The organism is Marinomonas arctica, from assembly GCF_003259225.1.
Taxonomy (GTDB): domain Bacteria; phylum Pseudomonadota; class Gammaproteobacteria; order Pseudomonadales; family Marinomonadaceae; genus Marinomonas; species Marinomonas arctica.
Genome location: NZ_QHJF01000009.1, coordinates 1 through 12,330 on the forward strand (window position 1 = coordinate 1; position 12,330 = coordinate 12,330).

The window sequence follows — 12,330 nt, forward strand, 5'->3', positions numbered from 1 at the left end:
TTGTTCACCGCCGAATACGCGGCTTAGAAATCTACGTTAAAAGCAGAGCACACACAGTTATCGTTCACCGCCGAATACGCGGCTTAGAAAATGTCTGTGTTGAATAGAATAGGGCGCTCTTTGTTCACCGCCGAATACGCGGCTTAGAAAATGCAAGAACGAACCTTTTAGCTTTAACTTTTGTTCACCGCCGAATACGCGGCTTAGAAAATGCAAGAACGAACCTTTTAGCTTTAACTTTTGTTCACCGCCGAATACGCGGCTTAGAAAATCAAACACAGCAAAGCTGTGGCTAGCAGTAGGTTCACCGCCGAATACGCGGCTTAGAAAGTACAGCCCTTGGCGAATATCACCGCCGTTTAGTTCACCGCCGAATACGCGGCTTAGAAAAACTAGGTAGTTGGCGCTTGATCTTCGATTTGGTTCATCGCCGAGTACGCTGCTTAGGTTTATGGGTTCCCACCTTCAAGGCTGTCATTAAACGCCTTCCGTCAGTCTTGTAGGTCGCGATTTATCCTGAAAAAAAAATAGCATGCCGACAAAAAACTCGCCACGACAAATTACGTCTTGTCGGGCTAAAGCCACGACCTACAAAAAAACAATATAAATCAACCAATTGTTGGCTAAATAATGTTACATGCCTGATCACGGTCGTACCTCCCTCATCATGCCTACAAAATATGCTCGCTACCTTTAACGACAGCCGTATTCAAGGCTGTCGTTAAACGACTTCCGTCAGTCTTGTAGGTCGCGATTTATCCTGAAAAAATAGCATGCCGACAAAAAACTCGCCACGACAAATTACGTCTTGTCGGGCTAAAGCCACGACCTACAAAAAACAATATAAATCAACCAATTGTAGGCTAAATAATCTTACATACCTGATCACGGTCGTGCCCCTTATGCAGCCTTAGGGTTTATTACCTATGGGTATCAACATACTCTTTTAGTACGTCATCAATCTGTGATTGCCAGCCTTTACCACGGTGCCTGAAATACTCAATAACATCAGGGCTAAGACGGATAGTGGTAGACACTTTTGGATTATCGGCTTTTGGTCTGCCACGACGGTAAGCGGCGACAACATTGGGCAATACTTCGCTTGCTGGCTTAGCGTTTTTAAATGTGTCTTCTGTCCATTCTGGATTGTCTGTGTCAATCATTTCTGGTTTGGTTTTCATAGTGCTTCACCTCTTTTTTGTTGGCTTTACGAAGACTTATCACACGGATAACTTCACCACGCACCGTAAAAACCAGTACGTGGATGCGTTCATCAATTTGGCCCATGGCGATATAGCGTGTTCGCCATAATTGTGTCGCTCATCTTGTATCACTAGTGCAGTGTGCCAATCGAAATCAACCGCAATAGCGAAGTCAATTCCTCGACTTGTCATGTCGGCTTGGTTTTGTTTGGATCATATTCAATCTTCATGCTATTTATTGTAGTAACAAAAAATAAAAGAGCAAAAATTTTTTGTTACTACAATAAATAAAGCAGGGCTACAGGGGATATGCTTAAACATGAAGTTCATTTATCACTGAGGTTTTCAACTTTCTCTTCTTATACAGATAAAAAAGATGAATGAAATTGGCAGATTAAGGTCGTGCCCCTCATGCAGCTCTAGGGTTTGTTATTTACTCCAATAAGAACTAGTGGTACATTATTCGGTACGTTTTTGGAGGGTGAATGATGATTACAATAACGGCGACAGAAGCAAGAAAAACGTTTTTTGAGCTCATTAAGCAAACGAATCAGCAACATGACATTATCGAAGTGCAGCATAAATCAGGCAATGCCGTCATTATGTCAGCTGAGGATTATGAAGGTTTGCAGGAAACACTGTATCTTTTGTCGCAACCTGATTTTAAGCAGACGTTTAATCAATCTGTTCTTGAAGCAAATGCGGGTGAGGTAGTGAGCTTTGAAGAGGTGTTTGGAGAGCCTTTGTGAGTGGTGAACGCTATCAGATTGAGTTCACTAAGCAGGCCCAAAAAGAGGTTGCCAAGCTCGCGCCAAAGTTAAAGAGCAAACTCAAAGATATTTTGCGGCATAAAATTGCGGTGTCACCGGAAAGCGGAAAGGCACTGGTGGGAGATTTAAAGGGCTATTACTCTGTTCGTCTTAGTTTCCAAGATCGAATTGTTTACCGAATTGAAAATGGTCGCTGTGTTGTGTTGATTGTTCGAGCAAAAACGCATTATGGTGCATGATTTTGCTGGTAATGGTGAGGCAGTCTAATAGTTTATCCAAGGTTATTATGTTTCAAGCTAGACGCGATCAAGCATAGGTATTGATCAGCACATCCAGCATGGCAGTGGCGGATCGTTGTTGATTTGTCTGTGTTGGTCGTGACCGATGTGGGTGATGCTGTCGTTGAGCACGTCGGTTTCGTGGTCTTTTTGCGCGTGCACATAGATCTTTTCGTTGTTGACTTGGTCATCGAATGACATCCCTTGTAAAAAACCGTTGAAGCCTTCCCCTTGGAGGCCTTTCCTGTTCAAAAAAATCCTGCGTCACACGGTTTTTGTTTTGCGGTCTGGTTAGAGACTTTTTGAATTATAAAGTGCGTACAGTCGTTCACACACCCAAAGAGCAGAGCTACTAATACAATCCGTTAGCACGTAATACGTCTTTCCATTCTTCTAGACTGATAAGATGTAAGTAATGCTCAAGGGTTATGAGAATACATATCCATAAGCTTAACAATATTCCCAAAGCACAAAATACCGTATTGATCTTGGCGTACCAAGGCATAGGTGGACGTTCAATACCAAAAAAATAACGCAACATATTGAGCATATAGATGGAATTTCGCCGATACAGGATATGGATTTCAACTCTATCTGGTTTATAGGCAAAATATCCACTCACAAATTGCGAAGGGAAAAAAATCACATAAAGCATATTAATTGCTTGCCAAAGCCCAAAAAAACCAACAAATGGTATGGAGTATATTGCTATAAAATAGAACCACAGCATTAAAAGTTATCCTTTTTAAATTGGTATATTGCTTCGCCTGCCATTTCACCAAAGGCATCACCACCTTTACTTCCACCGTAGGCACCAACGCCTGCGCCAATAAAGCCAATCGCAACGCCACCTGTGGCCACACCTAAAAAGACAGCTAAACCAACGGCTGCTGCTGAACCGATTTTTCCTCCAGCCATTCCTCCTCCCAAGCTACCTGCAAAACCTCCAGTTTCTTTATAACTCACCACTTCACATTGGCTGGTGTCATCGCCGATACAGGCCTCTTTAATATTATCGGCAGCAATTAGGCCGTCTACTCCTACAGCCAACCAGCCCACGGCTTTTGCTATTTTTGAAATCCAAATCTGCCATCTGCGGCTACAATGTCAGTCCATCTATCTATAAATGGGTAAATATTACTGTCTATAGTCACTATAATCATAGCCCAAATGCTTGCTAAAATTCCCAAAGCGCAAAAGACCGAATTAATCTTCGAATACCAAGGCATTGGTGGGCGCTCAATGCCAAACAGATAGCGCAACATATTCAGCATATAAATAGAGTTGCGCCGATACAAAATGTGGATTTCAACAATATCTGGCTTATAAGAAAAATATCCATCAACAAACTTTGAAGGAAAAAAAATAACATAAAGCATATTAATTGCTTGCCAAAGAGCAAAAAAGGCAGAAGGCAGTATAGAGTGAGTAACCAGAGCATAGATCCAAATCATTTAAAATATTCCATCTTTTTTTGATACACCATTTCACCAAAAGCTTCGCCACCACTATCTCCAGCTTTACTGCCAACATATGCGCCTGCCCCAGCGCCTAAGAAGCCAATCGCAACAATCGCAACCCCACCTGTGGCAACCCCTAAAAAGACCGCTAGACCGACAGCGGCAGCCGCGCCAATATCGGCACCTATGGCACCAAATCCCACACTACCTGCAAAACCTCCAGTTTCTTTATAACTCACCACTTCACATTGGCTCGTGTCATCACCAGTACAAGCTTCTTTAATATTATCGACAGCAATCACACCGTCTACTCCTACCGCCAACCAGCCCACTGCTTTCGCGCCTTTTGCCATTTTTGCGGCTTGCCCAATACGCCTGCCCAGTTCAGGGACTTCACCTTTGGCAGATACCGTATCCCAGTTATGGATAATCGATTTACTGGACAGTCCTAAGGTGTGTTTGATTTGGGGGTGGTCGCCAATGTTGATTTTACTCATAGTTAAGCGTTCTAATGCATTATCAAGTTGACCGAATAAAGCTTGTCGGTTCTGGTAAAAAGTAGGGGTAAAGCTGGCTTTTCCACCCACACCAACTTGAGTGTTGTTCAAGTAGTTTTGATTAAGCTGTTCCAGTACGGATTTTAAGCTATCAAAACGTTGTCCCATAGAGGCGGATGCAACACCAAAGCCAGCCGTCCCCATGCCAATGTTGTCTTTGTTAATGTAATCTAATAACTGAAAGTGGTGATAAGCGGTTTGTGCTTCTTCCTTTGTCAGTTGTTGTATTTCTTTGCTAGCGAGTTTGGCTTGCTCCTTGAGTAGCTTAAGTTTTTCTTTGTCTTCATCCGTTTTTGGCTTACTGGCCAAAATAACCATTTCACCGGGCAATACGTTATCTGAATTCAGGTGCATATTGTTTTTATTAAACAGTACAGCTAGATGGAACACATCCTTATCGGATACATGATCATAATAAAGCTGCTGGCGGGTGGTTGTCTTATCGTTAATAAGATAACCCGCTTCAAAAGGCGTTTCTTCTTCCACGGCTTCGTCATCGCCCTTAGTTTCCGTACTTGTCTTATCTGATACAGAAGTCATAGCTGCGGCTGGCATAGCTGACACCGGGGTATCTGGCGCGATATTCCCCTTAGGCGCTTCTAGGTCGGCATTGTATTCTGGTGACGCGACTCCAAGTGGAGACTCAGGTGCCACACCACTAAACCCACTGCCAGATCCGGCATTGCCACCTGAGTTAAAGTTGATCGCTGAACCCACGACATGCACACCAGAAGCGTCTATTTTGATGAAGTTACCACCGACTTTGACGGTCATTTCCGAGGTCGCTTCGATAACGGCTTTACTGCCACTTTTTAGATGAATTTCATTAGCGGCATCCAGCACGGCTTTCGAGCCGACCTTTTGCTGCAAGCTGCCGTCGATGGTGAGGGTGTGGTCTTTGTCTATCTTGTGACGACTTTCACCCTTGATGGTCAGGTGGTCATTGCCTGTGCCGTTTTCGCCGCCGATTTGCGTGAAGCGGTCGTTGTCGATTTGTCTGTGTTGGTCGTGACCGATGTGAGTGATGCTGTCGTTGAGGACATCGGTTTCGAGGTCTTTTTGCGCGTGTACATAGACTTTTTCATTGTCGACTTGGTCTTCGAATGAGATCTCGTTGAAGCCTTCCCCTTGGTGGGTGTCGCTGCGCCATACGGTTTTGGTTTTGTTATCTGGTAGTAAGTACGGCGGCGTATTCTTGGCGTTGAACGTACGGCCAGTAACAATCGGTTGGTCTGGGTCACCGTTTAAAAAGCTGACAATCACTTCGCTGCCAATTCTGGGGATGGCCATCATGCCATGTTGGTTACCTGCCCAACCTTGAGAGACACGTACCCAGCACGAGCTGTGGTCGTTGGCCTCGCTGTATCTGTCCCATGGGAAGTGCAGTTTGACGCGCCCGTGTTCGTCACAGAAGATTTCTTCCCCTTCTGGGCCAACCACGGTCGCCATCATCGGGCCATCGACGCTGGGTTTGGGTTGTGGTGTCGCTTGCCAGTTGGTGGTGGCTGGGATGAAGGTAAAGCGATTGTTGTAGGTGGTGCTGCCCGATTGGCCTTCTTCTTCCAAGACTTGCGGTTGGGTGCCGTGGTGTTCGACAGAGACGGGCAGCCATTCTTGGTTGATGGTGTCTTCGTTGTGCCCTTCGAGGGTGATTTTCATACCAGCTTGGATGCCGGCGTGGTTGCTTTTTCCTACGAGGGTCCGCGCACTGCGGCGCAGGTATTCTAGACGAATACGAGAGAAGGCTTTGCCTGTCACGTCGTCTTTGAAACGCCCTGGGGCATCGAAGTGTTCGTAATTGGGCAGCTGATAATCCATGTTCTCGCCATCTTGTTGATGCAAGAAGCGGTAGTCAGGCTTTTTGAAGCTGTAGTCTTTCAGGACGGCTTGGCTTGGATAGCTTTGTGTATGGTGCGTCAAAGTAGAGATGTAAAGATCGTCTGAGCCACCACCGGATAAAACATTGTACGGGATGGTGTTGGGATGCTTGGGGAGCGTTTGGCTTTGGTCGGCAAAGTGTAAAAGGTGTTTGCCTTCTTCGTGGGTAAAGTAGTAGACCCAGCCTTCTTCAGCCGCCAGTCGATGTAAAAAGTCTAGGTCGGTCTCACGGTACTGAACACAGAACTCGCGCTCAAGCGGCGCGCGTTGTGTGTCGAAAAGATGCTCTGTGATGCCCATTTCATCCAGCAGTTGAGTAATGATGGCTTGGGCGGTTTGCTTTTGGAAAATACGGCTGTTGTGACGTAAAGACAAACGCTCTAGAGCAGGAACAAGGGTTAAGCCGTAGTAAGTAAAGTGATGTCCGGTGTCGCCTTTTTCAAACTGACGCACAATGCCGTGTACTCGTTGAATCAGTTCGCCATTGCGAAACAGGCGTAACTCCGCGTTTTTATCGACGAGGGTATCGGCAGACAGGTCCGATTGACGACTGGCAAGCGCCAGCTGGTAACGGAAGCCATAACAAGGCGAACCATCTTTTAGCAGGGAATCGGAGATCGATTCATGCCCTTGATATTCTCGGACGACGAGGGTGTCTTCTTCTATTCCGTCGAGAGCCAATGTAAACGTCAATGTAGCCATACCAGTTTCCTTTGTTATGACGGGTCAATCCAATGTGTAGAATGCAAGTCGTGAAGTGCGCATCTTAAACAGTTCATTATTCACGTTCAGAGCAGACCATCTACCCCGATGCTTGTGATAATTGCGTAAGAATTGTGAACCATTAATAAAATAGTAAGCCATTTTTGTGAAACACATGCCCATAAAGCAAGATAAACGCCAGTTTTAAATAGTTAGTAATTACAAATGGTTAGCTGGAAATCAACACGCCTCCGAGCAATAGTTTGCTTGAAGTCGAGCGAAAAACTGCCCAGCGAGCAATATGTTGCCTGTTTGTTATATAAAAGGAATCTTTGTATTGATCATTAGCTTTAAATGCATATGGATTTTTAAGCATAAGTATTGATCAGCACATCTAACATGGCGGCTGCTGCGATGGAGAGGTTGGATCTGGGTTGGCAGATGACGCCAACGCGTCGGCGAATTTCCGGTTCTATTACGGGTCGGCAGATGGCGCCTTGTTCTATGGCTTGTTGTCGACATAAGGCGGGAACGACGGCCACGCCCATACCTTCGCTGACCATGCGTCCCACGGTGGCTAATTGGTGCGCATCAAAGGCGACGTTGAGTTCGATTCCTGCTTCTTGAAGGGTATTTTCTATCATGGTGCGCACGCTAGAAGGGCGCTGTAAGGTGATGAAGTCGTATTCTAACAGGGCTTGCCAAGCAATCGTTTCTTGGGTTTCCAGTGGGTGATCTTTGGGTAAGATGGCGATGAATCTGTCTTCATAAAGGGGATGGAAAGACAAATCCACAAGGTTACTTGGTTCGAAAGAAATTCCCAGTTCTACTTGGTTATTACGGACCATTTCGACCACGACATCGGATAACACATCATCAATGGCGACCTGAATGCTTGGGTAGGATGCGTGGTAATTACGAATCGCTTTTGGCAGCAATGACGCGGCAAACGATGGCATGGAAGCAATGGTTATTTTCCCCAATTGCAACGCAAAGCGTTGCTTCATTTCGTCTTCGGCGTTTTCCCATTGTGCTAACAATCGTCTGGCTAGTGGCACTAGGGCTTCGCCTTCTGGTGTTAAGGCGATATGGCGTGTTGTGCGAGTCAATAACTTTCCACCTAAATTATCTTCTAAACTTTTAATCGATAGGCTTAAAGCGGGCTGTGATAAATGCAGCTGAGTGGCAGCGCTGGCAAAGCTCATGGACTCGGCGACAGCGAGAAAAGCTTTTACTTGTTTGACGTTCATTTAAAAATACTTCTTTGTGATTATTGTTTTGAAAAACTTATTAATAAATAGAAAAAACAAATTTAATTAATTTATGTCCTTAGGTCAAACTGGCTGGAAGCTAAAAATAACAAATTAGGAGAAGAACTATGGCCGGTTTTGACAAAGTCGTTGCTTCTTATGAAGACGCCTTGATCGGACTAGAAGATGGTATGACGATACTGGCAGGTGGCTTTGGCCTGTGTGGCATCCCTGAAAATCTGATTGCTGAGATCAAACGCAAAGGCACCAAAGGCTTAACCGTCGTGTCGAACAATTGCGGTGTCGATGGGTTTGGTTTGGGCATTCTGTTGGAAGACAGGCAAATCCGTAAAATGGTGTCGTCTTATGTGGGCGAGAACGCCTTGTTTGAAAAGCAATTATTGAACGGTGAGCTGGAAGTCGAACTTACGCCTCAAGGTACGCTGGCGGAAAAAATGCGCGCTGGTGGTGCGGGTATTCCGGCTTTTTATACGGCCACAGGCGTCGGCACACCGGTCGCGGAAGGCAAAGAAACCAAAGTTTTTAATGGCCGCGAATACTTGTTGGAAGAAGCTATTGTTGGTGATTTCGCCATCGTGAAAGGCTGGAAAGCCGACCGTTACGGTAACGTCATTTACCGCCATACCGCGCAAAACTTTAATCCTCTTGCCGCGACGGCCGGCAAAATCACCGTCGTAGAAGTGGAAGAAATTGTCGAAGTGGGCGAGCTCGATCCTGCTCATATCCATACACCGGGCATTTATGTGGATCGAGTCGTGTTGGGTACGTTTGAAAAACGCATCGAAAAAAGAACCGTTAAAGCCGTTTACTAAAATAAAAGAGCAAGACAACAGAGCAAGACAACATAATAAAAAGAGGTTTCCTATGTCACTGACAAGAGAGCAAATGGCGCAACGTGTTGCCCAAGAATTACAAGATGGTTTTTACGTGAACCTTGGCATCGGTATTCCTACCTTGGTTGCTAATTACGTGCCGAAAAATATGGACGTCATGCTGCAATCGGAAAATGGCTTGCTTGGTATGGGCGAGTTTCCCACCGAAGAGACCATTGATGCAGATATGATCAATGCGGGCAAACAAACGGTGACCACAGTGAAAGGTGCGTCGATTTTTTCATCCGCTGAATCCTTTGCCATGATCCGTGGTGGTCATGTAGATTTAACGGTATTGGGTGCCTTTGAAGTCGACGTGAACGGCAATATTGCTTCATGGATGATACCCAACAAACTGATCAAAGGTATGGGCGGCGCGATGGATTTGGTCGCGGGTGCTGAGAATATCATTGTCACCATGACGCATGCCTCGAAAGATGGCGAATCCAAACTCTTGTCTAATTGCTCTTTGCCACTGACTGGCAAAGGCTGTATCAAAAAAGTCCTGACCGATTTGGCTTGGCTGGAAATCGAAGAGGGCGCGTTTGTCTTGAAAGAAAGAGCACCGGGTGTGTCAGTAGAAGATATTATTGCCAAAACTCAAGGCAAGCTCATCGTGCCAGATCATGTACCAGAAATGACGTTTGTCTCTCTTTAAAGCGATCAATCATCAGCCGAATCATAAATAATAACGACAGGAGCTTTATATGAAAGCCGTTATCATTGCTGCAGCACGAACTCCCATCGGTGCTTTTAATGGCGCTTTATCTTCCCTTAGCGCTGTTCAAATTGGAACACAATTATTGTCTGGTATGTTGGCAAAGCAGCCGTTACTTAAAGAGCACATTGATGAGGTCATTTTAGGCCAAGTACTGGCAGCGGGCTGCGGTCAAAATCCGGCTCGCCAAACGGCGATTCATGCAGGATTACCAAAGTATGTATCCGCCATGACGATTAACAAGGTCTGTGGTTCGGGGTTAAAAGCCGTGCAACTGGCGGCACAAGCTGTGCTGAATGGCGACGCTAAAATGGTCGTGGCGGGCGGACAAGAAAGCATGAGCCAAGCAGCACATGTCTTACCCAATAGTCGCTCAGGCAAAAAAATGGGCAACTGGGAATTGTTGGATTCCATGGTGACCGACGGTTTGTGGGATGCGTTTAACGATTATCACATGGGACAAACCGCTGAAAATATTGCCCAGCGTTGGGATATTAGTCGTGCAGAGCAAGACGCCTTTGCGGCAAACTCCCAGCAAAAAGCGGCGCAAGCTCAGGCTGCTGGTCGATTTGTTGAAGAGATTCTTCCTATTTCAATCCCTCAGCGCAAAGGCGAGCCGCTTATGGTTGATGCGGACGAACAAATTCGTCCTGATACTACCGCTGAATCTCTTGGCAAACTGCGTGCGGCGTTTGCCAAAGAAGGCACTGTCACGGCAGGTAATGCCTCCACGTTGAACGATGGGGCCGCCATGGTGATAGTCACTTCGGATGCAGAAGCTGAACGTTTGGGATTGACTGTTCTTGCGGTGATTGAAGCCGCGAGCAGTGCGGGGGTTGATCCTGACATTATGGGAACCGGCCCGATTGCAGCAACGCAAAAAGTATTAAGCAAAGCCAATTGGCAGGTAGCGGATTTGGACTTGATCGAAGCCAATGAAGCGTTTGCGGTGCAGGCTTTGTGTGTCAACAAAGAGCTTGGTTTGGATGCCAGCAAGGTCAACGTCAACGGTGGTGCCGTTGCATTGGGTCATCCCATAGGCGCTTCTGGCTGTCGAATTCTAGTGACCTTAGTGCATGAAATGCAACGCCAAGACCTGAAAAAAGGCCTGGCGACCTTGTGCATTGGTGGCGGTATGGGCGTGGCGATGCTGGTGTCGCGTTGATCATTCGTTAACTCATGTGTTTGTCCAATAAAAAATATAATAAATAGGAAATATCAATGAATACTCTCGAACAAAAACAAACCGGTTTGCAAAAAGTCAGTCAGTTCTTCGTGGCGCTTTTACAGCGTTATCTTCCTGACCCTTTCATTTTTGCCATTGTATTGACCTTTGTGGTCTTTCTTTTTGTGATGCCAAGCACTGGGCAGGGCCCTATGCAAGTGGTGAACGCTTGGGCGGGTGGCTTTTGGAATTTGCTCAGCTTCTCGATGCAGATGGCGATGGTGGTGGTAACTGGTCATGCCATGGCGAGCGCGCCAGCATTTAAACGTAAATTGGCTATGTTGGCAGGCGTGGCAACGACCCCTGGCCAAGCGATTATCTTGGTCACAGTGATCAGCGCGATGGCATGCTGGGTAAACTGGGGATTTGGTTTGGTGGTGGGAGCTATCTTCGCCAAAGAAATTGCCGCTCGTGTAAAGGGGGTGGATTATCGTTTGTTGATTGCTTCTGCTTACAGTGGCTTTTTGTTCTGGCATGGTGGCTTGTCGGGTTCCATTCCCTTGTCTATTGCGGGCGGTGCGAACATAGAAAAAGTCACTAATGGCGCGGTGACGGCTGCGATTCCAACCTCTGAGACTATTTTCTCCACGATGAACTTAACTATTTTGGCAGTGATGTTTATCACGATTCCCTTATTAAATCGTTTGATGCACCCAGCGCCACAAGACACCATTACGATTGACGCTGAATTGTTGAAAGAACCTGCCGTTGATACACCCAATAAAGCCGACATGACGCCAGCGGAGCGTTTGGAAAATAGCCGTGTTTTGTCGTTAGTATTAGGTGTAATGGGCTTTGCTTACATTATTTATTATTTTATCGATAATGGTTTTGCACTGAATTTGAACCTGGTTAATTTTATCTTTTTGTTTTCTGCCATTTTGCTGCATGGCACACCAAAAAGCTTGTTGATTTCGATTTCCCAAGGCGCCCGTAACTGTTCAGGTATCCTCCTGCAATTCCCATTCTATGCTGGAATTATGGGCATGATGACGGCAACAGGAGATTCTGGTGCGTCATTGGCTGGTGTAATTTCTCAGGCGTTTGTGTCCATTTCGAATGAGACGACTTTCCCTCTATTCACTTTCTTGAGTGCCGGCATAGTGAACTTCTTTGTTCCTTCCGGTGGCGGTCAATGGGCGGTACAAGCGCCTATCATGATGCCAGCGGGCGCAGCGTTGGGTGTGGATGCGGCGAAAACCGCCATGGCGATTGCTTGGGGCGATGCGTGGACAAACATGATTCAACCATTCTGGGCATTGCCAGCGTTAGCGATTGCTGGGCTGGGTGCAAAAGACGTGATGGGTTATTGCTTGATGGCCTTGATCGGGTCTGGTGTGATTATTTCACTTGGGTTCTTAATTTTTTAAAAAAGCGTACCATTGCATTCCATTTCG

At 46.1% G+C, this 12,330-nt stretch carries 14 protein-coding genes and 1 CRISPR repeat array; of the genes, 6 read left to right on the top strand and 8 right to left on the bottom strand.

The window, feature by feature from the left end:
- Positions 1-2 precede the first annotated feature (2 nt).
- Positions 3-390: a CRISPR direct-repeat array (repeat unit 28 nt; unit sequence GTTCACCGCCGAATACGCGGCTTAGAAA).
- 530 nt (positions 391-920) lie between these two features.
- Positions 921-1,181 carry a BrnA antitoxin family protein gene (locus DK187_RS06130; protein ID WP_223232328.1) on the bottom strand — a complete coding sequence of 87 codons (261 nt, stop codon included), beginning with the start codon at positions 1,179-1,181 and terminating at the stop codon, positions 921-923.
- Entirely contained in the window at positions 1,156-1,293 is a 138-nt protein-coding gene (locus DK187_RS21555) for a BrnT family toxin (RefSeq protein WP_373289514.1), read from the bottom strand. Before DK187_RS21555 ends, DK187_RS06130 begins: the two co-directional genes overlap by 26 nt.
- Before the next feature lie 394 nt (positions 1,294-1,687).
- Between DK187_RS21555 and DK187_RS06140 the strand changes: the two genes are divergently transcribed.
- Positions 1,688-1,951 carry a type II toxin-antitoxin system Phd/YefM family antitoxin gene (locus DK187_RS06140; RefSeq protein WP_198666635.1) on the top strand — a complete coding sequence of 88 codons (264 nt, stop codon included), beginning with the start codon at positions 1,688-1,690 and terminating at the stop codon, positions 1,949-1,951.
- On the top strand, positions 1,948-2,211 hold the full coding sequence (locus DK187_RS06145) for a type II toxin-antitoxin system RelE/ParE family toxin (protein ID WP_111606468.1): 264 nt from the start codon (positions 1,948-1,950) through the stop codon (positions 2,209-2,211). Before DK187_RS06140 ends, DK187_RS06145 begins: the two co-directional genes overlap by 4 nt.
- An 84-nt stretch (positions 2,212-2,295) precedes the next feature.
- On the opposite strand, the gene DK187_RS21560 is transcribed toward DK187_RS06145, so the two are convergent.
- The 6 genes from DK187_RS21560 to DK187_RS06175 form a co-directional block, all read right to left on the bottom strand.
- Positions 2,296-2,502 (bottom strand): bacteriophage T4 gp5 trimerisation domain-containing protein, encoded by a 207-nt coding sequence (locus tag DK187_RS21560; RefSeq protein WP_111606469.1) that lies wholly within the window; start codon positions 2,500-2,502, stop codon positions 2,296-2,298.
- A 100-nt stretch (positions 2,503-2,602) separates the two neighbouring features.
- Complete coding sequence (locus DK187_RS06155; protein WP_111606470.1) at positions 2,603-2,980, bottom strand: hypothetical protein; 378 nt, start codon at positions 2,978-2,980, stop codon at positions 2,603-2,605.
- The gene (locus DK187_RS06160) at positions 2,980-3,309 is read right to left on the bottom strand and encodes a hypothetical protein (protein ID WP_111606471.1); all 330 of its coding nucleotides are present in this window, start codon (positions 3,307-3,309) and stop codon (positions 2,980-2,982) included. The genes DK187_RS06155 and DK187_RS06160 overlap by 1 nt, the downstream gene beginning before the upstream one ends.
- An 8-nt stretch (positions 3,310-3,317) precedes the next feature.
- A complete protein-coding gene (locus tag DK187_RS06165) occupies positions 3,318-3,704 on the bottom strand; it encodes a hypothetical protein (protein WP_111606472.1) in 387 nt (128 codons plus the stop codon).
- Positions 3,701-6,847 carry a type VI secretion system Vgr family protein gene (locus DK187_RS21375; protein WP_223232329.1) on the bottom strand — a complete coding sequence of 1,049 codons (3,147 nt, stop codon included), beginning with the start codon at positions 6,845-6,847 and terminating at the stop codon, positions 3,701-3,703. The genes DK187_RS06165 and DK187_RS21375 overlap by 4 nt, the downstream gene beginning before the upstream one ends.
- Positions 6,848-7,215: 368 nt before the next feature.
- Positions 7,216-8,097, bottom strand: a complete 882-nt coding sequence (locus tag DK187_RS06175; RefSeq protein WP_111606473.1) for a LysR family transcriptional regulator — start codon at positions 8,095-8,097, stop codon at positions 7,216-7,218.
- 128 nt (positions 8,098-8,225) lie between these two features.
- Here DK187_RS06175 and DK187_RS06180 point away from each other — a divergent pair, with 128 nt between their 5' ends.
- The 4 genes from DK187_RS06180 to DK187_RS06195 are packed head-to-tail and all read left to right on the top strand — an operon-like array spanning position 8,226 to position 12,303.
- On the top strand, positions 8,226-8,930 hold the full coding sequence (locus tag DK187_RS06180) for a CoA transferase subunit A (protein WP_111606474.1): 705 nt from the start codon (positions 8,226-8,228) through the stop codon (positions 8,928-8,930).
- A 52-nt stretch (positions 8,931-8,982) separates the two neighbouring features.
- Positions 8,983-9,648, top strand: a complete 666-nt coding sequence (locus DK187_RS06185; protein WP_111606475.1) for a CoA transferase subunit B — start codon at positions 8,983-8,985, stop codon at positions 9,646-9,648.
- Positions 9,649-9,697: 49 nt separating this feature from the next.
- Positions 9,698-10,873, top strand: a complete 1,176-nt coding sequence (locus DK187_RS06190) for an acetyl-CoA C-acetyltransferase (protein ID WP_111606476.1) — start codon at positions 9,698-9,700, stop codon at positions 10,871-10,873.
- A 56-nt stretch (positions 10,874-10,929) separates the two neighbouring features.
- Positions 10,930-12,303, top strand: coding sequence for a short-chain fatty acid transporter (locus DK187_RS06195; RefSeq protein WP_111606477.1), 1,374 nt, complete (start codon positions 10,930-10,932; stop codon positions 12,301-12,303).
- Positions 12,304-12,330: the final 27 nt, after the last annotated feature.